Origin of the sequence: Devosia sp. Root105 (assembly GCF_001424865.1) — a bacterium.
In the GTDB taxonomy this organism is placed as follows: Bacteria; Pseudomonadota; Alphaproteobacteria; order Rhizobiales; family Devosiaceae; genus Devosia_A.
The window spans coordinates 90,711-112,161 of record NZ_LMCR01000001.1; the positions used below are offsets into that span (position 1 = coordinate 90,711).

A 21,451-nucleotide genomic window follows, 5' to 3' on the forward strand; every position below is an offset into this window, starting at 1 on the left:
TCATGGGGCGTTCAGCGGGTGCCGACTAGATCGGCCGCCCATGGCGCTTGGCGCCTTCCCTAGTTGGGAGAAGAAAGATGAAGATGAAAGACCTGTTCTCGAAGCTCCGTAACCGTTCGCCGAAGCCGACGACCCGCGACTGGTCCACCACCTGGACCCCGCGTGACTGGGCCGACCTGCCGACGCACCATCCGCGCCGCGAAGACGACGCGCTCTGAGCCAGCGATGAACGCCGCCGCTCCCATGGTGATCCGCCCGGCCCGGCTGGGTGATGCGCTGGCGATTGCTGCGCTGCACCACGTCGCCGTGCATCAGATGGCAGCGCCGTTCTATCCGCACGAGGTACTGGCGCACTGGAGCCCGGCGGTAACGCTGTCGAGCGCCGAGCGGCGCTATCGCGAGACCCAGGAAGATGGCGGGTTGACGCTGGTCGCTGAACAGCACGGCACACTGGTCGGCTTCGGCGTCGTGGTGCCGGAGGCCGGCGAGATCTCGGCCTGCTACGTGGCGCCGGAAGCAGCGCGCCGCGGCATCGGCCGCGCCCTGCTTGCCGCGATGGAAGCGGCGGTCAGCGCCCACGGCGTGCACGAACTCAACGTCCGCGCCTCGCTCAATGCCAAGAGCTTTTACTCCGCCTTCGGCTACCACGTCAGCGGCCGCGGCGAATACCGCTTCGAGGACGGCACCGTGATGGTGGTCGCCTTCATGCGCAAGGACAACTCGCCGATCGTTTGATCGCTACGGCAGCAGCAGCTGCCCCAGCGTGTGCTCGAGCCAGGCGGCGTACTGCTCCGGCGTAAAACCCTCGATCCGGGTCAGCATCAGAAACAGTTCGGGGCTGGCGAGGCGCCAGATCTGGGCCAGGGCCGCGGCCTCGCTCATGCCGTCGCGCAACGGCCCCTTGCCGGCCAGCGCCTTCGCCACCAGCGCCAGGTTCTCGCGTCGCCCGGCGTGGATCGCGTCATAGACCTTCGCCATTTCGGGGTCGGCTTCAGCCGCGACGCGCAGCACCGCCACGATCTCGGCCACCGACAGGAGCACCTGCACGATATCGCGGGCAAACAGCCTGAGCATCTCGGCCTGGTCGCGGGCAGCTGCCACGGCCCGCGGGCCGGCCTGTTCGACCAGCGGCGTCGCCGGATCGCCGCGCCGCACCGCACTCTGCACCACCCCGAGCAGCAGCGCGGATTTGTTGCCGAACACGGCGTAGACGCTCTCCGCCGATACCCCTGCGGCGCGGGCCACGGCGGCGATGGTCGTCCCCTGCCAGCCATTGGCAATGAACAGCCGGCGCGCCGCCGCGACAATGGCGCCACGCGTGTCGGCCGCCTGCTGCTGGCGCAGGCGGGACTGGTATTTCCGGCGGGGTTCGGGCTGCTCGGTCAATTCGCTATGCCATTACCATATTGACTACAGTGACACTGTATTGTAATTACAGCTCCAGCGTCGAGAGGAGCCCATATCCTATGCCTGGCCTCGGCTATCTATCCACCACCGGACAAGCGCTTTCCCTCCTGCTCGTCGGCCTCTTGGCCGGCAGCATGTATGGAATCTGGTTTGGCTACGACATTACCCGCTATTCGCCCACGAGCTTTGTCGAGGTGCATCAGGGCGCGGTGCGCGGCCTCAACACGCTGCTGCCGCTGATGGGGCTTGCCGCGATCGTCGTGGTGGTGGTGCTCGCCGTGCTGGCTCGGCAGCGGCCGACAGTGCTGATGCTCTATGGCGCCGCGGCGCTCGGCCTCGTCGCCGCCGGGCTGATCACCCGCTTGCTCAACCAGCCGATCAACGATGCGGTGATGGGCTGGTCCGCCGATGCCCTTCCGGCCGATTGGGAAACGCTGCGCAACAGCTGGTGGAGCTGGCATGCGGCGCGGCTCGGGGCCACCATCCTGGCGCTGCTGCTGCTGATCGCGGCAGTGTTCACCGACCGCAGCGCCTGACCCTATTCACACAACCGCGCCGTGCAGGTTTTGCCGTGGCAGCCGAGATCGACATGCAGGTGGTCGTGATGCTCGGCATTGGCCTCGGGGCCGAGCACGGTGGTGAAATGGGCGCAGGCGGAATCGTGAGCGAAGCGCAGCAGCCGCCCCTCGGGTGAGAGCGCATCGGCCCAGCCGCCCTCGACGGTGACGAAGCGGCCGTCTTCGAGCTTGAAGCCGACCACGTCGAGCGCATCGGCGAAGGCGTGGAAGCTGAGGTTGCCGGTGCTGCCATTGTTGACGTTGCGGCACATATAGGAGGTGCCGACCACCACTTCGGCGATCCGCGTATTGTCGCGCGCCAGCAGGTAGCTGTCGATCGATTCGATCCAGGCCGGCAGGGCCGAGGCGATGCCGCAATCGGTCTCGACGCCGCCCGCCACCGGCACCATCCGCCCATTGGCGAGGACACCGGTGACCGAAAGCGGCGATTGGGTGCCGCACTGCTTTTCCTCGATCGGCGGCAGCGCCTTGGCCTCGACCTTGCCGAGCAGCACGGCCGGACAGGCGGTCTGGTAGATGCGCGGCGGGGCCGTCGGTTCTGCCGGCTCGGCAACATGTTCGCCGGGCGGTAGCGGCGGGCCGATCGGGTCGGCCCTCGCCGGCGTTTCGCTGGACTTTCCGGGCGTCTCGGCCGGCTTATCGGGCGTTGCTGCCGGACGATGCCGGGGCAGTTTCACCGCCGGCTCGGACGACAGTTCCGCCGGGCGGGCCTTCGGCAGAGGCACGGTCGTGTCGCCTGCCTGTTGCGCCAGGGCGGCAAAGCTCATGCTGGCGAGAAGGCAGGCGAGGATAAACCGCATGCACCCCGAACGCGGCGACCCCGCATCAGGTTGCGCGGTCGATCCGGAGGGTGAAGCAGTTATTGGTGGCCGAGCGCATGTGGACGTAAGCGACGTCCGCACGCTCGAGGATCGCCTCCGCTGCTGCCTCGATGCCATCGTTCCCCACTACGATCCCGGTGCCGTAGACGATCCTGTCGTCGGCGCCGTAACCGCGCAAGATGCGACCGCTGGTGCCGCGCTGTTCGCGCTCCGGCAGGCCGGCTGCGGGTTCATAGGCCGGGCAGGCCTCGGCGTGCAGGAAGATCGGCCCGAGCTCGGCATAGGGCTGCGGCGCCGGGAACGGGCGATAGGCGAGAACGAGGTAGGGCTCGCCGGCCGCGACGTTCTCGAGGCAGTGCCGGCACGGCACCCCGTCGCCATCGGAGATGCGCCGCTCCGGCGCCTGGCCATTGGCGTCTGGGGCGCCGGCGCGGTAGGCGGCGGCAAGGTCGGAGGGCATTCCGGAATAATGCAGGGTCATGGCGGTCTCCTTTTGCTGGGGAGACATTTGCCGGAGGTGGTGGGGAGAAGCGACCCGGTTTTGGCGGGTTGGGCCACGCTAACTTGGCACGATTGCTCCACCAACTCGATGTCATCCCAGCGAAAGCTGGGACCCATTTCTCCGCTGGTGCGGGCTGCGAGTTGGGTCCCAGCTTTCGCTGGGATGACACCGGTGGGGAGGTGAGATGGAGGCCCGCCCTTTCCCCCGCCCCCTACTCCGGCCGCCGGAACTCCATGATCCAGTTGGTCTCCCAGCTGTCGCCGCCATCGTAGGAAAAGGCCTGGCTCCAGCGCGGGGTTTCGGTGTCGGTGCCGCTCCAGTCGAACAGCACTTTGACCGGCCGGTCGCCATCCATGTCGTCGCCGGCAAAGCTGCCGCGGGCGAATTCGAAGCGGCCGAACACCGGCGGCTCCAGCACGCCTTTCTCCGAGTTGATCCAGTAGATCGCCCACTCGTCGCGCTCGGGGTTGTAGATCCTGAGCGTCATGCCCTTGAAGCCTTTGGTCGGGAAGTCGCTCTCATCCACCGACACCATGCCGCCCAACAGCAGCTGCGCCGTCTCGTAGGAGGTGAACACGTCCCACTCGGCTGAGCCGACGCCGCGGGCCTTGAGCCGCCGGTTGGTGACCACCCAGTCGCCATGGTTGAACGCAAAGCCGCGCCGAGTCTCCGAATCCATCTCATCCCTCCAGTGACGCTGCCGACCGGCCGAATCCGGCACAGCCCAGCGCTCCGGAACCCGTGTAGCGCAGTTACCCTGCCAGCGCGTGTCAGGCTTTTATTCCCTCGCTAGCGCAGGCTGAACGGCGGGTAGACATCGGTGACGAGGAGGAACGCATAGGCCCAGACCCGGGTGGCCCAGCGGCCGACGCCGACGACGAAATCGAACATGCCGCGTGGGTAAGCGCCGGTGAACAGGATGGCGAACCAGGCGACGATCGTCACCAGCAGGGCGGCGATGCCGAGCACTGTCAGCACGACATAGTGCGGGACAGCCAGCAGCCATTTGACCAGCGGCAGCCAGCGGTTGAGCTCAGCCGCCTCGGGATAGGCGACCTCGAGGTGCACGGATTGCGCGTCGACCGTCGAGGGATACTTGTCGGTCAACAGGAACAGATAGGCACTGACCCGGGCACCGAAGCGCGCCAGCTCGACGCCGAAATCGAACCACCAGCGCGGGTAGCGCTGCCGGAACACCAGCATCAGCACGGTGGCAAGGAACAGCCCGGCGGTGATGCCGCCGCCCGCCGATTTCACCGCGTTGCCGGCTGCATCGTAATAATAGTAGCCGCCGGTATCGGAGAGGAGGCCCAGCACGATGAGGATCGGGATCGCCCAGATCAGGCGGAAGAAGGTGGTCAGCCGGTCCATCTGGCCCGGGTAATCGACATCGAAACGCGCTGCGTAGTCGCTGCTGTCTGCCATTTTCCGCCCCCTGCCCGCTCTGATCCAACCCCCGCGCCTCGCGGGGATCAGCGCGTGGCCGGGCTGTCCATCGCGCCGCGCCGGAAGCCTAGCACGCCCGGGCGCGGCGCGGTCACGTCATCGCAGCGCGGGCGTGACTACGCATCTGCTGCTGTTAACCCCCGATAAACCATCTTTGCCCCGTCACCCGGCTCTGGTATCAGCGGCCCATGTCCGTACCGCTCGACCATATTCGCAACTTCTCCATCGTCGCCCATATCGACCATGGCAAATCGACGCTCGCCGATCGGCTGATCCAGCTCACGGGCGGCCTCGAGCTGCGCGAGATGAAGGAGCAGGTGCTCGACTCGATGGATATCGAGCGCGAGCGTGGCATCACCATCAAGGCGCAGACCGTCCGGCTGACCTACAAGCACACCGATGGCGAGACCTATATCCTCAACCTGATCGACACGCCCGGCCATGTCGACTTCGCCTATGAAGTCAGCCGGTCGCTGGCCGCCGTCGAGGGCTCGCTGCTGGTCGTCGATGCCAGCCAGGGCGTCGAGGCGCAGACCCTCGCCAATGTCTACCACGCCATGGATGCCAACCATGAGCTGGTGACGGTGCTCAACAAGATCGACCTGCCCGCAGCGGACATTCCGCGCGTAAAACAGCAGATCGAGGACGTGATTGGCATCGATGCCTCGGACGCGGTGGAGATTTCCGCCAAGTCGGGCCTCAACATCGACAAGGTGCTGGAAGCCATCGTCGAGCGCCTGCCAGCGCCGAAGGGCGATATCAACGCGCCCTTGAAGGCGCTGCTGGTCGACAGCTGGTACGACACCTATCTCGGCGTCGTGGTGCTGATCCGCGTCATCGATGGCACGGTGAAGAAGGGCCAGAAGATCCGGATGATGAATGCCAACGCGGCTTACGAGCTCGACCGCGTCGGCGTGTTCACCCCGAAACTGGTCGATATCGGCGAACTCGGCCCCGGCGAGATCGGCTTTTTCACTGCCTCGATCAAGGAAGTGGCCGATACCAATGTCGGCGACACCATCACCGACGATCGCCGCCCCACCGCCAGCGCGTTCCCCGGCTTCCGCCCGGCGCAGCCGGTGGTGTTCTGCGGCTTGTTCCCGGTCGACGCCTCGGATTTCGAAGAGCTGCGCGCCGCCATGGGCAAGCTGCGGCTCAACGATGCCAGCTTCAGCTACGAGATGGAAACCTCGGCCGCGCTCGGCTTCGGCTTCCGCTGCGGCTTCCTCGGGCTGCTGCACCTCGAAATTATCCAGGAACGGCTGAGCCGCGAGTTCAACCTCGACCTGATCGCCACCGCGCCATCGGTGGTGTACGAGGTGCACCTCACCAATGGCGAGACGCTGATGCTGCACAACCCGGCCGACCTGCCGGACGTGGTGCGCATCGACCACATCAGCGAGCCGTGGATCAAGGCCACCATCCTCACCCCGGACGAGTATCTCGGCTCGATCCTGAAGCTCTGCCAGGATCGGCGCGGCATCCAGCGCAACATGACCTATGTCGGCAACCGCGCCATGGTCGAGTACGATCTCCCCCTGAACGAGGTCGTCTTTGATTTCTATGATCGGCTGAAGTCGATCTCGAAGGGCTATGCCAGCTTCGACTATACGCTCGCCGATTACCGCGAGGGCGACCTGGTGAAGCTGTCGATCCTGGTCAATGCCGAGCCGGTCGACGCGCTTTCGATGCTGGTGCACCGCAATGTCGCCGAAACGCGCGGCCGCATCATGTGCGAAAAGCTCAAGGACCTGATCCCGCCGCACCTGTTCGTGATCCCGATCCAGGCCGCCATCGGCGGCAAGATCATCGCCCGCGAAACCGTCCGCGCCATGCGCAAGGACGTGACGGCGAAGTGCTATGGCGGCGACGCGACCCGTAAGCGCAAGCTGCTCGAGAAGCAGAAGGCGGGCAAGAAAAAGATGCGCCAGTTCGGCAGCGTCGAGATCCCGCAGGAGGCGTTTATCAAGGCGCTGAAGATGGGGGATGAGTGAGCTGTGGCCTGCGGACGCTATGCAGCGTGACTGGTCAAAGCTCCAGCCGCCGATCTGACTACGAAATTCTTTGCAGAATGTAACCGGGAAATATTACCTCGCTGCAATCTATAGCGCTCGTAACCCTGCGAAGAGCCTCTAAATCCTCGCTGGTAGAGAATATGACCTGCTGGCCACGTCCCTTGGACTTTGAGGCTCTCTTGAGCAAATTCTCAAAGCTAACCTTCGATGACGATTGCTGGCGAGGCTCATCGAAGATCAACAAATCCGGATGGTTTGTACGGTGACCTTTGGCCAACTCCAGAAGACTTAGCTGATACGCCCATTTCAATCGGATCGCATCACTCGCGGACGTTTCGAACCCAATTTCGTAGCCCTCCTTCTCGGGGCGGTAGCTATCCTCGGAGACCGAAAGCTCGCTAGGAGAGAAGGTGCTAAACCCAAACTCGGCAGTCTGGCTTTGCAGCAGGTTCGTGAGAGTATCAAACTTCCTTCTGTCCTCTTTGGACAGCTTATCCTTGGGCATCTTGCTCTGCTCAACCAGAAGCCGGGCGTACTCCGCCTGCAAGCCGTCAAGACGCTGAACTGCGTCTTCGAATACGATCTGAATAGCCTCTAGCTCGCGCACCCTGGCCTCGGCTCGAATCCGTTCTTCGATGACGGCGGCTGATGGGTTTGAACCAGGCGCGACAAGCTCGGAGCGAAGGGTGCGCATTTGTGCGTACAAGTCGAGAAGCTCTCGACTGATGCCAGATAGGTTCTGGGCTCCATCCTCATCGGCTGCGACCTCTCGCTCCAGAATACCTTCGAACATCTTCTTCTGGGATCGGATGTACTCGATGTTATCGGCTATCGGCATCACAGCAGATAGTGCTTCCTGTGATAGCAAGGTGTCGACTAGCGCCTGTTCGCAGGTTGGACATCGGTCGGGCGTTAGCGTCGTCACCGCGCCCCCTGCGTATCGCTGTAACTTCTGAACGTCCAAGTTCTTCTGTAGGTCGTCACCCAGCGCGTCAACACGTCGTTGTAGTGACTGGATGTCCGCTGCCTTCAGCTGACGGTGCGCGTGAAGTGCAATTCGCTGAGAGTTTAGGAAGTCGACACGTGCGGTGATTTGTTCCAGTCGATCCGCGACTTTTTCGGCCTGCTCCTCTACTGCAGGTATCGCTGATGCAGCGAGATTGGCGGCCACAGCTCTGTAACGACTAGCAAGCTGTATGAGTGGAACCCACTCGGCACCCTCGGCGATCTCTACGAAGCCACCTGCTAGCGCTTCCTCGTTTGCGACGGGACGTTCGCTCAGCGCTGTCAAGCGGCCACCACTTCGCATAACGAAGCTTGCAAGGTCGTCTCGGATTGTTGTCCATGCCTTGGCATTGTCCGACAGAGCTTCTGTAAGACGCTCCCTCTGGAGTTCAAGACGATAGACGTCCAGGTCCATAATAAACTCGACCGCTCGCTTATGAACCTCTCGGATCCTCATGTAGGTTGGTATCGCCGCGGGGATGGCGGACCAGCCAAACTTTTGCTCGACCCAGAAAAGTGGGAAGACAGTCTCCACGTAGAGCTTCGTCTCGGGAGAATCGTAGCGCCTCACCTGCGGGAGCTTCCAATCCAAGAAGCCTTCCAAAAAGTGATGGAAGCCATCCTCTCGTTGCGCCGCCCCTCCATCAAGAACGAAGAAATTCTGACGGCGTAGACCCGTGGTACTATCCGAAAGAGCCGGGCCGAAGTCGACGGTGATCAGCCTAGGATCTGTTGCGGCCTTAACCGAGCGATGAACCGTGATTACCTGCCCAGCTCCGTTCTCGATCTCAAGTGAGACACCTGACTCCAAGACAGTTATCCGCCGATTGTCATCGGTCTCGAGATAACTAGTCATCGCGTGCGGCAGTGGTATTTCTCTACGCGGGCTCAGCATCTTCTCCAGCCCAAGCGCATACAGCATGCCTTGCATGCACGTTGATTTTCCTTTCGTATTGTCTGCCCAAAGCACCGTCAGACCGTCTGCAAAGGGCACGTCAGCGCCGTATGTCCCTTCGCCGGTCACCGCCCGAAGTCTGAGCTGACGAAAGTGCAGGGTCATATCAGGTCCTCCAAGCGCCAAACTCGTTTCATGAGCTCATCTGTCATTTTCGGCGCTACCTCGCGCAGAAATCGACGTTCCTCCTCGAGAAGGTCGGACGCCTTCTCAAGTTCGTGAGCAACGTCAACACCAGTCGCCGTTAGCGAAATCGACACGCCCCGTTCGATTTTCACCAACCCCAATGCGTGCGCAAAGCTCACCGCACGATTCAGATATGGCTCCACCCTTACGGAGACTTCGACCGGTCTGTATTTCCCCGACAGGAGACCCCGGACCTCCTCCCGTCCCTCCTCGATCCTTACCGCGTGAGCGAGAAATTGGAGCTTCTGGAAATTTGATTTCTTTCCACGGCTATTGAATAGCGCAAGAATCAACATTGCGATCCCCCACGACATCCTGAGATCTCCGGGTACTGGATCGGGTCGCGGGGTGTAGAGAAACTCGGCGCCGAGTATGGCTCGCTGGAGTGCTGTCGGGTCAGACATCAGGAAAGTCCAACGGGCAGCGCATTATCCACTCTGAGATCGCGCCGTATGCAATTTGCTCAGCATTCTCGTTCGACAACGTTGGCGCTACTTTGCGAAGTGTTTCGACCATCGTATCCAACTCGCTTCCCAGAATGACACCAGCTGGCGTGCCTGCCTGCGGCCCGACAAATCCTAACCGCTGAGCGCGACTATTGATCGCCGAAAGAATCCTATCATGAAGATCAGGGGATCCATTGCGCAACGCCTCTAACAGCGCGCTCCCCTGAAGGAAGAACCTCGTCGTATCTGCGACGACCTCTTCGATCTGAACCGAGGTCGCGCGCTTATTGAGCTTGTGGGTGGCATTAGCCAACAACTGAGTCGATCCGGCCTTCCATACAGTCAGCTCATCATCAGTGGGCATCGGCACCGAGAGGCTAACTCTCGCTATGTTGGACAGACCTGCGGCCACTGTTTCGTCAGGGAAATGGGACTGATCGTGTATCCCCACCTCAAACGCTGCATCGAGGGCAGGGCACCCTGCCTTTCTCATATCACCCGTCTTCTTGGAGCAATGAAGGTTGACCTCCTTGCTGTCATGCAAAGGCGCCAACAAGATCCAGCGCCTAATCGATGTTCCCATAAAAAGTTTCTGAATCTCATCCTGATATTTCACGACCTTTGCTAGATCAGTCGTGATTTTCTTCTTTTGCCTGAGCGCTCTCGTCGCGATGTCAATCGGCTCTTCGACGGCGTAACATTGATAGGCAACCGCATCGCTTGGACAGTAATAGTCCAGGCCAAAATCGCCCAGGTGAGACGCTGGTATCTTGTGGATGTTCAGAGCGCCGTGCCGATCTTGAAGCAGGCTCAGGCAAAATGTCTCCCAGTCGTCTGGATTCCAGATTTGGATAGCAACTGCCACCATGCGCCCCCACAATACGTGCCGAAACAACTATCTACACTGGTTTGTTCTTCCTTCAAGTACCGCTGGTCCGCGCGATGATGGCACAGAGTTGCCCCATGCACGCGCATGCACCCGGCCCCCGCCAGCCGCGTGCCGGCGGCGTAGACGAACAACGGTTACCTAGCGTTTTGCTGGAATGCCCCGGTGTGGAGGTCAAAGCCGCTCGGCATGGCTCAATCTTGCAAAGCTCTCGGCGATCGACTCAACGAGCCTTCCTCCCGATAGACTTACCCCACCGCCCCCAGCGCAATCTCCATTGCCGCTCGTGCCGTCGCCTCATCGCACACCAGCGCACTGCCCAGCCCGGAGCGGAGCACGGCGGCAATGGCGTGGGTCTTGTTGGCGCCGCCTGAGGCGAAGACCACGTTGGGGACTTTGCGCAAGGCTTCGAGCGGCAGGGCGATGGCGCGGCGGTTGATCGGGTGGTCGATGGGCTGGCCGGCGGTGTCGACGAACTGCGCCATCACATCGCCCACCGCGCCCGCCGCCACCAGCTCGTCGATGCTGACGTCGCGCGGCAGGCCATAGCGCATCAGCAGCGAGCGCTCGGTCATATCGCCGATGGTCAGGAGGATCAGGTCGTTGCGTCCGATGCGCTCGAACGCCTCCTGGAACACATCCTGGGTCATGATGGCGTCGTGCGATTGCGGGCTGCCGGCATAGATCGGGGCCGCGAGATAGGCGCAATCGGCGCCGAGGTGCCGCGCCAGATCGCCGGCGATGTCGAAGGTGTTGATCTCGATGCCGCGGGTCAGCCCGCCCATCACCGAGTTGACCAGCAGCTCGGGGCGCTTCAGCGACGGCATGTGCCGCACCGTTTCGCGCAGGGTCGTGCCCCAGCCGACGCCGACCCCGGTCATGGTGCCATCGGCCAGCAGCTGGCCGACATAATCGGCGGTCGCCTGCCCCAGCAGCACCGGCACCAGCGCCGGGTCCTCAGGGGTGGGAACGATGATGGCGCGTTTGAGCCCAAAAGCCTTGATCAGCTGCTGCTCGAGCTCGACGCATGAGGCGAGTTTGGAGTTGAGCGTGATGGTGACGAGGCCGGTGCGCCGCGCCTCGCTGATGATGCGGTTGACGCGCAGGCGGTTGGTGGAGAGCGCATCGGCGATCTCGCCCTGCGTCCGCCCTTCCATGAAATAGAGCCAGACGACGCGCACCTGCATCTGTTCGTCCGACATGCCCTGCGGCGCTGGTATTGCCACGCTGTTCTGCCCCGCCCTCAGGTTCGGCTCAGCATGGACATGACTCCCGGGTCGGCTGTCAATCGCATCTCCATGGCAGTGTCATACATTTGTAACAGACGCTTGACATTTGTAAACGGTGACCACTAGCCTTCGTCTCCTCGCCGCCATGAAGCGGGTCACGCCGGAGCAACCGGCCAAGGAAAGACGGCGAGGCTCGAGAGGAGAGAAAAATGACAGGCAACAAACGCGGCCATGGTGCCGTGATCGGCCGGCTGCTGGCCGGCGCTGCCGTGGCGGCGCTGATCCTGCAGGCGGGCGGGGCACTGGCGCAGGAACGCACCAAGATCGAATGGTGGCACGCGCTCGGTGGCCGGCTGGCCGAAATCGTCGACAAGCTGATCGTCGATTTCAACGCCAGCCAGGACAAGTACGAGCTGGTCGGCATCAACAAGGGCAATTACGAAGAGACCATGGCGGCGATGGTGGCCGCCTATCGCGTCGGCCAGCAGCCGACCCTGGTGCAGGCGGCCGAACGCGGCTTTCTCACCATGCTCAATTCCGGCGCCGTGGTGCCGGTGCCCGAGCTGATGCAGAACCAGGGCTATGACATCAAGTGGGATGACTTCGTCGCCCCGGTCGCCGGCTTCTTCCTCGTCGACGGCAAGCCCGCGGCGATGCCGTTCAACAGCTCGACGCCGATCTTCTGGTACAACGCCGACCACTTCAAGGCGGCCGGCTTCGACAAGCCCGGCGAGACCTGGCAGGAGATCGACACCCAGTTGCGCGCCATCAAGGAGAAGGGCGTGTCCGACTGCTCGATGGTGCTGGCCAACGATTTCTTCTGGAGCATGCTGGAGAACTACGCCGCCATCCAGGATCAGCCCTGGGGCACCAAGGCCAACGGTTTTGGCGGACTCGATACCGAGTTCATCTTCAACCAGAGCCCGATGGTGGTGGGCCAGCTCGAACGGCTGCAGAGCTGGATGAACGATGGGGTGCTGCAGCTCGCCGGACAGGGCCTCGCCCCCGACCAGCTGTTCACCTCGGGCCAGTGCTCGACTTTCGTGGCCTCGACCGCGGCGCATGCCGGCGTCGAGTCGACCGCCAAGTTCAACTGGAGCGCCACGTTCCTGCCGCACGAAGAAGGGGTCGAGCCCAAGAACAGCACCATCGGTGGCGGCGCCCTGTGGGTGATGAAGGGCGAGACGGATGCCGAATATGCCGGCGCCGCGGCGTTCCTCGATTTCGTCGCCTCGCCGGCCACCCAAGCCTGGTGGAGTAAGGAAACCGGCTATGTGCCGGTGACGATGACGGCCTATGAGGCGATCAAGGCGGATGGCTATTATGACGAGCACCCCACGCGGGAAATCGCCATCCTGCAGCTGAGCCGCGGCACGCCGACCGACAATTCGCGCGGCTTCCGCTTCGGCAACCACAACCAGTCGATGCAGCTGCTGGTCAAGGAAGTGCAGAGCGTGTGGACCGGCGAGAAGACGGCGCAGCAGGCGCTCGACGCGGCGGTCGAACAGGGCAACCAGATCCTCCGCCAGTATGAGAAGCTCCATGCCGGCGGCTGAGGGCAGCATCGAGATCGGGGGCGGCGCCAGCCGCCGCCCCCGGACCTCCGGTGGGCTGGCGCTCGGCCGGCTGTTCCCGCGCGCCTCAAGCGCCGGGCTGAAGACCGCGCATTTCAAGCAGCCGTGGCTGGCCGCTGGGCTGCTGACGCCGCAGCTGCTGATCCTCGTCTTCTTCTTTTTCATTCCGTCCTACAAGGCGCTGTCGCTGGCCTTCGTGCAGGTCGATCCGTTCGGCGGCATCCAGATCTTCGTCGGGCTCGACAATTTCCTCGCCCTGTTCGCCAGCGCCGATTACCGCGACAGCGCGGTGTTCACGCTGTGGTTTTCGGTGGTGCAGAACGTCCTGACGCTCGGGCTCGCGGGGCTGTTCGCCTTTGCCACCGACTATGTCATCCGCGGCCGCGGCCTCTATCGCAGCATTATCCTGATGCCCTATGCGATCGCGCCGGTAATCTCGGGGGTGATCTGGGCGTTCCTGTTCAACCCGGCGGTCGGGCCGATTGCCGAGATGCTGCAGGCGATCGGCATTCCGTGGGACCCGAACCGGCGGCCGTTCGATGCGCAGCTCCTGGTGATCATCGCCTCGGTCTGGAAGCATGTCTGCTACGACTACATCTTCCTCGTCGCCGCGCTGCTCGCGGTGCCCGCTTCGCTGCTCGAAGCGGCGACGCTCGACGGCGCCGGGCATATCCGCCGGTTCTTCGCCATCTCGGTGCCGCTGATCACCCCGACCATCTTCTTTCTCATCGTCATGAACTTCGTCTACGGGCTGTTCGAGACCTTTGGCGTGATCGACGCGATGACGCGGGGCGGGCCGGCCGGGGCGACCAACAGCCTCGTCTACAAGGTCTACCAGGATGGCTTCGTGCAGCTCGACCTCGGCTCGTCCGCCGCCCAGTCGGTGGTGCTGATGATCGTCGCCGTGGTGTTCACGGTGCTGCAGTTCCGCGCCCTCGAGCGCAAAGTCAATTACGGGGTGTAGCGATGGTAGGCCGTAGCCTGACGCTCTCGATCTTCTGCCATGCCGTGCTGCTGGTTGGCGCCGCGGCGGTCTGCCTGCCGCTCTATTTCGCCCTGGTGGCGGGCTCGCTGACGCTGCAGGAGGTGCAGCAGACGCCGTTCCCGCTGCTGCCGGGCGCGCACCTTGTCGACAACCTCGCCACCGCCTGGAACGAAGGCAATTTTTCGCGCGCCTTCCTCAATTCGATCATCGTGACGCTGGGGATCGTGGTGGGGAAGCTCGTGGTGTCGCTGCTCGCTGCCTTCGCCATCACCTATTTCCGCTTCCCGTTCCGGATGACGGCGTTCTGGCTGATCTTCGTGTCGCTGATGCTGCCGGTCGAAGTGCGGATCATCCCGACCTACGAGGCGGTGGCCGATGCCGGCGGGCCGCTGCGCTGGGTGGTCGGCACGATCGGGCTATCGGGGCTGGTCGAGAGCCTCACCGGCTACCGGCTCGAAGCGGCGCTGCAATGGAACCTCGTCAACTCCTATGCCGGGCTGATCCTGCCGCTGATCGCCTCGGCTTCCGCGACGTTCCTGTTCCGCCAGTTCTTTTTGACCGTGCCGGACGAACTGTGCGAAGCGGCCAAGCTCGACGGGGCGGGGCCGCTGCGCTTTTTCTGGCATGTGCTGCTGCCGCTCTCCCGCGCCAATATCGCGGCGCTCGGCATCATCCTCTTCCTGTTCGGCTGGAACCAGTACCTGTGGCCGCTGCTGTTCACCACCGGCCCGGAGATGCAGACCGCGATCCTGGGGCTGAAGGAGCTGGTTCCGGTCTCCGACGCGGCGCCGGCCTGGAACATCGCGATGAGCGCGGCTCTGTTCGTCATGCTGCCGCCGGCCCTGGTGATCCTCGTCATGCAGCGCTGGTTCACCCGCGGGTTGGTCGATGCGGGGAAGTGAGGTGTACCGGCGCGATCGTGTGCGGTGCGCGGATAGTACGGTGCGCACAGAGTACCCCCCACCCTGTCCCTCCCCCGCAAGGGGGAAGGAGACCAAAACACTGGCGTCGGTGGGAGGGTCTCCCTCCCCCTTGCGGGGAGGGGACAGGGGTGGGGGTCCGTTTCCCGCACCGGCTCGTCAATCCTCTGGGTCGCTCCGCGCTTTAGGCAGCGCGGCCCAACGCGGGCGCCGGCTTTTCACGTCTTCCCCTGAAGGAACTCTACGATGGTAATGATCATCGGCCACCGCGGTGGCCGGAACCTGTGGCCGGAGAACTCGCTCTCCGGCTTTCGAAAGCTCAAGGCAATGCCGGTCGAGGGCGTCGAGTTCGACGTGCACCTCACCACCGCTGGCGAGCTGCTGGTGATCCACGATCCGACGCTCGACCGCACCACCGACCACAGCGGCCCGGTCGCGGCGCTCCCGGCAGGAGAACACCGCAACGTCCGGCTCAAGGACAGTGACGGCGAGGCGATTCCGACACTCGAGGAGGTGCTCGAGATCTTCCGTGATGGCACGATGGAGCTGCATGTGGAGCTGAAGGCCGGCGTCGGACACGCCGCCTATCCGGGGCTCGAAGCGCAAGCTGCGGCATTGATCGACCGGTTCGGGCTGGCCGAGCGCAGCATCCTCACCAGCTTTCACGAGGAGATTCTGGTCGAGATCGGCCGGGTGGCGCCGCATATCCGCCGGCTCTCGTCGTTCGACCGCAACTCGGCCGAGCGGCTGGGGCTCAAGGCGGGGCTCAGCACCATGCTCGAGCTCTCGCACATCGTCGCGGTGGAAAAGAGCCTGCTGCTCGCCGAATGGGACGCCATCACGGCCCAAGTGCCGCTCGAGCGGCTGGGCGCCTGGGTGCCGAACGAAGAGGCGGACCTGAAGTTGTGGCTCGACAAGCCGATCCGCCAGATCACCACCGACCGCCCCGATCGGGCGGTCAGCATCCGGGGCGCAGAGGCGTGATGATTTCCGATTTGAGGCCACCCCGCGCGGCGGCCACGCTCGACCATATCGGGCTGGTGATTTTCGACTGCGACGGTGTGCTGATCGACAGCGAGCCGATCGCCAGCCGCACGCTGGCCGAAGCGCTGGCGGCGGCCGGGGTCGCCATCACGCCGCAGGAGGCGCATCGACGCTTTACCGGCAATTCCGAGCGGGATATCCGCGCCATGTGCGCGCGCGATTATTGGCTCGAGGATCTCGAGGGCCTGTTCAACGGCTGGCACCAACGGCTCTATGCCGAGTTTGCCACGACGCTCACCGCCATGCCGGGAATTGCCGAGGTGGTTGCGGCGCTCGAGCGGCCGAAATGCGTCGCCTCCAACAGCACGCTGGAGCGGCTGGGTGCGAGCCTGGGGCAGCTGCCGCTATGGCAGAGCTTTGCGCCGTTCGTGTTCAGCGCCGAACAGGTGAAGCGGCCGAAGCCGGCGCCCGACCTGCTGCTCTACTGCGCCAAAGAGCTCGCGGTGGATCCGGCGCACTGCGTCATGGTGGATGACAGCCCGCACGGCATCAGTTCGGCGGTCGCCGCCGGCATGGTGCCGATCGGCTTTGTCGACCCAGCCGATCCGCGACCGGGGCGACGCGCCCTGCTCAAGGCGGCGGGGGCCTTCAGTGTCGCCATGGGCGCCGAGGAACTGCCGGCGGCGCTTGCCGCCGCCGACGACGCACTGGCATCAAGGACGCAGCAATCGGGGAAAATGCAATGAGCGCCAACCTCAACGGAAAAGTCGCGGCGATCACCGGCGCCGCCTCGGGGATCGGGCTCGAATGCGCGCGGACGCTGCTTGCCGCCGGGGGGCGCGTCGTGCTGATCGACCGCGCCGCCGACAAGCTGCAGCAGCTCTGCGCAGAACTCGGGCCCAACGCCATGCCGCTGGTGATCGACCTCACCGAGCCCAAAAGCGTGGCGCAGATGCTGCCGGGAATCCTCGAGCAGACGGGACAGCTCGACATTTTCCACGCCAATGCCGGCGCCTATGTCGGGGGCGATTTCGCCAGTGGCGACCCGGACCAGTGGGACCGCATGCTCAACCTCAACATCAATGCGGTGTTCCGCTCGGTGCACGCGGTGCTGCCGCACATGATCGAGCGAAAGACCGGCGACATCATCGTCACCAGCTCAGTGGCCGGCGTGGTGCCGGTGGTCGGCGAGCCGATCTACACCGCCTCCAAGCACGCCATGCAGGCGTTCGTGCACACCCTGCGCCGGCAGGTGAAACAGCACGGCATCCGCGTCGGCGCCGTGCAGCCGGGGCCGGTGGTCACGGCGCTGCTGAGCGACTGGCCCAAGGAGAAGCTCGAGGCGGCATTGGCGGCCGGCGACCTGATGGAGCCGACCGAGGTGGCGGAAGCAGTGCTGTTCATGCTGACCCGATCGCGCAAGGTGACGATCCGCGACCTGGTCATCCTGCCGCAGAGCAATGATCTCTGAGATGGCGCAGCAGCATTTCATCGGCGTCGACGTGGGCACCGGCAGCGCCCGCGCCGGCGTGTTCGACGCAAACGGCCGGCAGCTCGGCGTCGGCAAGCATGACATCGCGTTGTTCCAGGAGGCCGGCGGCATCGCCGAGCAATCGAGCGAGGACATCTGGGCCGCGGTCTGCCGCAGTGTCCGCCAGGCAGTGAACGCCGCCGGCGTGGCGCCCGAGAGCATTGCCGGCATCGGCTTTGATGCGACCTGCTCGCTGGTGGTGCTGGGGGAAGGTGGCAGACCAGTCTCGGTCAGCGCCTCGGGTGAGCGCGAGCGCAATATCGTCGTCTGGATGGATCACCGGGCCCGCGAACAGGCGGCGCGGATCAACCGCGGCGGGCACGCAGTGCTGCGCTATGTCGGCGGTTCCATCTCGCCCGAGATGCAGACGCCGAAGCTGCTCTGGCTCAAGGAGCAGATGCCGAAGAGCTTCGAGAGCGCCTGGCAGTTCTTCGACCTGCCGGATTTCCTCAGCTGGCGCGCCACCGGCAGCCTCGCCCGCTCGATCTGCACCGTGACCTGCAAATGGACCTACCTCGCGCATCAGCAGCGCTGGGACGCCGAGTATTTCCGCGCCATCGGCCTCGGGGTGCTGGCCGATGAAGGCTTTGCCCGCATCGGCACCGAAATCGTCGCGGCAGGCACGCCGCTGGCGGGCGGGCTGCTGGCTGAAGCCGCCGCGGACCTCGGCCTCCCGCCGGGCGTGCCGGTGGCCGCGGGGCTGATCGATGCGCATGCCGGCGGGCTCGGCACGGTCGGCGCGACGGATGGCAGCGGCAGCGTCGAACGGCGCATGGCCTATGTGTTCGGCACCTCGGCCTGCACGATGACTTCGACGGCAGAGCCGGCCTTCGTCGATGGCGTCTGGGGGCCGTACTTCTCGGCCATGGTGCCGGGGTTCTGGCTCAGCGAAGGCGGCCAGTCGGCGGCCGGGGCGGCGATCGACCAATTGGTGCGCTTCCACCCCGCCGCGCCGGAGGCCGAGACGCGAGCCAAAGCCGAGGGCCTCGGGCTGGTCGCCTGGCTGAGCCGGGAGGCAGCGGAGCGGCTGCAGCAGTCCGACGTGCCGGCACTGGTCGGCGGCCTGCACGTGGTGCCCGAATTCCTCGGCAACCGCGCCCCGTTCGCCGATCCGGAGGCTCGGGCTGTTGTCGCCGGGCTCGGCATGGAGCGCGGATTGGACAGCCTCGTCGGGCTCTATGTCGCCGGCGTCGCAAGCCTCGGCTATGGCGTGCGGCAGATCCTTCATGCCTCGCGCCGCCAGGGCATCGCCATCGACGAGATCGTGGTCAGCGGTGGCGCGGCCCAATCGCCGCTGGTGCGGCAACTGCTCGCCGACGCGACCGGGGTCGGAGTGTCCGCACCCGAGGCGGAGGAGCCGGTGCTGCTGGGCTCGGCCATTCTGGGCGCAGTGGCGTCGGCCCGCTATGCCGACGCGGCAGCCGCCATGGCGGCCATGTCGCACATCGCCGAACGCTACCAGCCTTCGGCCGCGACGCGCGCCTGGCATGACAGGCGCTTTGCCGCATTCGAGACCCTGCAGGGCGCCGGCCGCCAGATCCGCTGAGGGCCGGTCGCTTCACTCAATGTCCGGGGTGCATCGCGTCGTTCAGGTACATGCAGGTCAGCATGGTGACACAGAAGGAGCGCGACACCCTCTACGTCGAGCAGCCCGGCGAGCAGGAGAAGGCCGCCGGCTGATGAGCCGGCGCACCACTCCCCGCGACTTTCATCGAGCGTTCACCTAAGCTCCACCAGTCTGCCGCCCCGAACCTGCCGGAATCTGCCGATGTCCACCCTCGCCGCCCTCGCCGTCTCGCTGCCCCTCGAAACGCTCAAGCCAGGTGAGCGGCTCACCACCGAAGGCAGCTATTCGGGGCGGCTCTACCTGCTCGAGGCCGGCCGGCTCACCGTGTCGCGCGACGGCGTCGATATCGCCCGTATCGACGAGCCCTGGGCGATCATCGGCGAGATGGCGGTGCTGCTCGCCACGCCGCACAGCGCCACCGTCACCGCCGAAACCACGGTGCGGGTCCGGGTGATCGAGGAAGCACTCGATGTGCTGTCACAGAACCCGGATTTCGCGCTGCACATCGCCACCCTCGCCTGCGCCCGCCTCAACGCCACCTCCGCCCTGCTCGTCGATCTCCGCCGCGGCGCCGAAGGCAAGAAGCAGGAACAAGCGCTGATGAGTAGGATCCTCACGGCGATGCTGGCGACGCCGAAGGTGACACCGCGCGCGGGCAAGTGGGCGGATCACGAGTAGGGAACCGACCTCAGGCTGTTCACGAACGCCGTGAAGCTCGAAGCGACAAAATGAAACTCTGCGGGTCGGGCCAGGAGATCTGCATACTCCACTGCGGTGGCCCGTCCGTCGTCAAATCTCAGCACGAACAGGTTTCCGGACGAATCCCACGCTATGGGCAATAGGGTGTCATCTGGGAACCGCGCCCGAACCTCCGGCAGTGCCCAACGAATATCAGAGGATTGGGGTTTGGCCCCCCATCCGAGTAAAACTTGAACGTCCACGATTCCGCCCGGGAAGTCGGGTATCGGCACGTAGCAGGGCTCAGGCCGACCGCCATTGTGGGACCGCAAGAACGCGCCGTAGTCGCCGGGAAGGGCATGTCCGAGTGCCCTTTCAAGCCGTTGTGCACCAGCGCCATCAAGCTCGGGGCCAGGGTCGAAGAAGGTCACCATTTGGCGCTAACCTTGGTATCGCCTACATGGCCAGTCTGATTGCACGGCGTTGTTACAGCAAGCTGCATCCCCTTCTCGTCCCCGGTCACGATCGTCCAGCGTCGTCAACTCTCGCTGTCCGGCTCCCTTGACTTACGTTCGGACTCTCCGCTAATACGCATTAGCAGCTAATACGCATTAGCAACGCGAGAGGCGTCGGGGAGGACGGCTTGGCCAAGGCAGGGCGGCTGACACAGCGGGATATTGCGCGCATTGCCGGGGTCAGCCAGGCGACGGTGTCGCTGGTGCTGAACGATGCCAAGGCGGCCGAAGGACGCATTCCGGACGAGACGCGCGAGCGGGTGCAGAAGGCGATCCGCGAGACCGGTTATGTCGCCGACCCGATCGCCCGCCGCATGGCCAAGGGGCTGAACCGCATCCTTGGGGTGTTCACCTACGAGCCGGCCTTCCCCAGCGCCCAGGCGGATTTCTTTGCGCCGTTCCTGTTCGGCATCGAGGAGACGGCGCAGACGCTGGGCTATGACCTGCTGCTGCTCACCGGCGCCCCCGCCAATCGCGGCAAGCGCAAGATTTTTGACGAGAACAACCGGCTGCGGCTGGCCGATGGCTGCGTCATCCTCGGACGCGAGTTCGACCGGGCCGAGCTGAAGCGGCTGGTGGCCGGGGACTATCCGTTCGTTGCCGTCGGCCGTCGTGATCCGATTGGCGGCCCGACCGGCGCGCCGGTGCCCTATGTCGGCGCCGATTATGTGGCGGCGACCGCCGAGATGGTGCGGCGGGCCAAGGCCAAGGGGCATACGCGGCTCGCCTATGTCGGACCGAGCAAGGGCGCTGAATCCTCGGTCGATCGCTGGGCCGGTTTTGCCTCCGCGATCGCCGAGGCGGAGCTGGTGCTGCATATTCCCGAGGTCGGCGGCAAGGCGCTGCCGATGCTCGAGGCGATCCGTGCGTCGGGCGCCAGCGTGGTGTTCTTCACCGAAATGGCCGACGCGGTGATCGTCGATGCCGCGGCGCGTTCGCAGAACCTCGCGGTACCGGGCGACCTCTCCATCGTCGTGCTCGGCAGCCACCTCCGCCCCATGCAGTCGGGCACCCGTTTCACCACTTTTTCGGTGCCGCGCGAAGAAATGGCGCGGCGCGCCACGCAGATGCTGTGCGAGCGGATCGAGGCCGGCTCGGCCGGCGAGCAGGTGGTGCTGCCATGCGAGCCCGTCGAGGGCGACACCCTCGGCGTCATCCACCCGAGCGACAAGGCGACGAGTTGACCGACTTTTCCCACATCGCGACCAACCAGACGGATTT

General features: G+C 64.5%; 22 protein-coding genes. 13 read left to right on the plus strand and 9 right to left on the minus strand.

Annotated features, from left to right (window positions below):
* Window positions 1–77: 77 nt before the first annotated feature.
* A complete protein-coding gene (locus ASC68_RS28515) occupies window positions 78–218 on the plus strand; it encodes a hypothetical protein (protein WP_156387204.1) in 141 nt (46 codons plus the stop codon).
* Window positions 219–225: 7 nt separating this feature from the next.
* Window positions 226–735, plus strand: coding sequence for a GNAT family N-acetyltransferase (locus tag ASC68_RS00475; RefSeq protein ID WP_055873128.1), 510 nt, complete (start codon window positions 226–228; stop codon window positions 733–735).
* Window positions 736–738: 3 nt separating this feature from the next.
* Here ASC68_RS00475 and ASC68_RS00480 read toward each other — a convergent pair whose 3' ends face one another.
* A complete protein-coding gene (locus ASC68_RS00480; RefSeq protein WP_055873131.1) occupies window positions 739–1,386 on the minus strand; it encodes a TetR/AcrR family transcriptional regulator in 648 nt (215 codons plus the stop codon).
* Between the two features lie 80 nt (window positions 1,387–1,466).
* On the opposite strand from ASC68_RS00480, the gene ASC68_RS00485 reads away from it, so the two are divergent.
* Window positions 1,467–1,943, plus strand: coding sequence for an anthrone oxygenase family protein (locus ASC68_RS00485; protein WP_055873134.1), 477 nt, complete (start codon window positions 1,467–1,469; stop codon window positions 1,941–1,943).
* A gap of 2 nt (window positions 1,944–1,945) precedes the next feature.
* On the opposite strand, the gene ASC68_RS00490 is transcribed toward ASC68_RS00485, so the two are convergent.
* The 4 genes from ASC68_RS00490 to ASC68_RS00505 form a co-directional block, all read right to left on the minus strand.
* Entirely contained in the window at window positions 1,946–2,785 is an 840-nt protein-coding gene (locus ASC68_RS00490; protein WP_055873137.1) for an extensin family protein, read from the minus strand.
* Between the two features lie 25 nt (window positions 2,786–2,810).
* Window positions 2,811–3,287, minus strand: coding sequence for a DUF1203 domain-containing protein (locus tag ASC68_RS00495; protein ID WP_055873142.1), 477 nt, complete (start codon window positions 3,285–3,287; stop codon window positions 2,811–2,813).
* Between the two features lie 232 nt (window positions 3,288–3,519).
* Window positions 3,520–3,987 carry a hypothetical protein gene (locus ASC68_RS00500; RefSeq protein ID WP_055873145.1) on the minus strand — a complete coding sequence of 156 codons (468 nt, stop codon included), beginning with the start codon at window positions 3,985–3,987 and terminating at the stop codon, window positions 3,520–3,522.
* Between the two features lie 110 nt (window positions 3,988–4,097).
* Window positions 4,098–4,733, minus strand: coding sequence for a DUF4389 domain-containing protein (locus tag ASC68_RS00505; protein WP_055873148.1), 636 nt, complete (start codon window positions 4,731–4,733; stop codon window positions 4,098–4,100).
* 209 nt (window positions 4,734–4,942) lie between these two features.
* Here ASC68_RS00505 and lepA point away from each other — a divergent pair, with 209 nt between their 5' ends.
* Window positions 4,943–6,748, plus strand: coding sequence for a translation elongation factor 4 (lepA, locus tag ASC68_RS00510; protein ID WP_055873151.1), 1,806 nt, complete (start codon window positions 4,943–4,945; stop codon window positions 6,746–6,748).
* A gap of 58 nt (window positions 6,749–6,806) precedes the next feature.
* Here lepA and ASC68_RS00515 read toward each other — a convergent pair whose 3' ends face one another.
* The 4 genes from ASC68_RS00515 to ASC68_RS00530 all read right to left on the minus strand — a co-directional run bounded on the left by ASC68_RS00515 (window position 6,807) and on the right by ASC68_RS00530 (window position 11,449).
* On the minus strand, window positions 6,807–8,834 hold the full coding sequence (locus tag ASC68_RS00515) for a hypothetical protein (RefSeq protein ID WP_055873154.1): 2,028 nt from the start codon (window positions 8,832–8,834) through the stop codon (window positions 6,807–6,809).
* Window positions 8,831–9,319 (minus strand): hypothetical protein, encoded by a 489-nt coding sequence (locus ASC68_RS00520; protein WP_055873158.1) that lies wholly within the window; start codon window positions 9,317–9,319, stop codon window positions 8,831–8,833. The genes ASC68_RS00515 and ASC68_RS00520 overlap by 4 nt, the downstream gene beginning before the upstream one ends.
* Window positions 9,312–10,229: a hypothetical protein gene (locus ASC68_RS00525; protein ID WP_055875856.1), complete on the minus strand. Its 918-nt coding sequence runs from the start codon at window positions 10,227–10,229 to the stop codon at window positions 9,312–9,314. Before ASC68_RS00525 ends, ASC68_RS00520 begins: the two co-directional genes overlap by 8 nt.
* A 266-nt stretch (window positions 10,230–10,495) precedes the next feature.
* Complete coding sequence (locus ASC68_RS00530) at window positions 10,496–11,449, minus strand: sugar-binding transcriptional regulator (RefSeq protein WP_055873162.1); 954 nt, start codon at window positions 11,447–11,449, stop codon at window positions 10,496–10,498.
* 236 nt (window positions 11,450–11,685) lie between these two features.
* Here ASC68_RS00530 and ASC68_RS00535 point away from each other — a divergent pair, with 236 nt between their 5' ends.
* From ASC68_RS00535 to ASC68_RS00580, 9 genes are all read left to right on the plus strand, one after another.
* Window positions 11,686–13,032, plus strand: coding sequence for an extracellular solute-binding protein (locus ASC68_RS00535; protein WP_055873166.1), 1,347 nt, complete (start codon window positions 11,686–11,688; stop codon window positions 13,030–13,032).
* Window positions 13,019–14,014, plus strand: a complete 996-nt coding sequence (locus tag ASC68_RS00540) for an ABC transporter permease subunit (protein WP_055873169.1) — start codon at window positions 13,019–13,021, stop codon at window positions 14,012–14,014. The genes ASC68_RS00535 and ASC68_RS00540 overlap by 14 nt, the downstream gene beginning before the upstream one ends.
* A gap of 2 nt (window positions 14,015–14,016) precedes the next feature.
* The gene (locus ASC68_RS00545) at window positions 14,017–14,937 is read left to right on the plus strand and encodes an ABC transporter permease subunit (protein ID WP_055873171.1); all 921 of its coding nucleotides are present in this window, start codon (window positions 14,017–14,019) and stop codon (window positions 14,935–14,937) included.
* 264 nt (window positions 14,938–15,201) lie between these two features.
* Entirely contained in the window at window positions 15,202–15,939 is a 738-nt protein-coding gene (locus ASC68_RS00550) for a glycerophosphodiester phosphodiesterase family protein (RefSeq protein ID WP_055873173.1), read from the plus strand.
* Window positions 15,939–16,685: an HAD-IA family hydrolase gene (locus tag ASC68_RS00555; protein ID WP_055873176.1), complete on the plus strand. Its 747-nt coding sequence runs from the start codon at window positions 15,939–15,941 to the stop codon at window positions 16,683–16,685. The genes ASC68_RS00550 and ASC68_RS00555 overlap by 1 nt, the downstream gene beginning before the upstream one ends.
* Window positions 16,682–17,410 (plus strand): SDR family oxidoreductase, encoded by a 729-nt coding sequence (locus ASC68_RS00560; RefSeq protein WP_055873179.1) that lies wholly within the window; start codon window positions 16,682–16,684, stop codon window positions 17,408–17,410. The genes ASC68_RS00555 and ASC68_RS00560 overlap by 4 nt, the downstream gene beginning before the upstream one ends.
* Before the next feature lies 1 nt (window position 17,411).
* Complete coding sequence (locus ASC68_RS00565; RefSeq protein WP_055873180.1) at window positions 17,412–19,016, plus strand: FGGY-family carbohydrate kinase; 1,605 nt, start codon at window positions 17,412–17,414, stop codon at window positions 19,014–19,016.
* A 222-nt stretch (window positions 19,017–19,238) separates the two neighbouring features.
* Window positions 19,239–19,715 carry a cyclic nucleotide-binding domain-containing protein gene (locus tag ASC68_RS00570; protein WP_055873183.1) on the plus strand — a complete coding sequence of 159 codons (477 nt, stop codon included), beginning with the start codon at window positions 19,239–19,241 and terminating at the stop codon, window positions 19,713–19,715.
* A 643-nt stretch (window positions 19,716–20,358) separates the two neighbouring features.
* Window positions 20,359–21,414: a LacI family DNA-binding transcriptional regulator gene (locus ASC68_RS00580; protein WP_055873189.1), complete on the plus strand. Its 1,056-nt coding sequence runs from the start codon at window positions 20,359–20,361 to the stop codon at window positions 21,412–21,414.
* The last annotated feature ends 37 nt before the right edge of the window (window positions 21,415–21,451 follow it).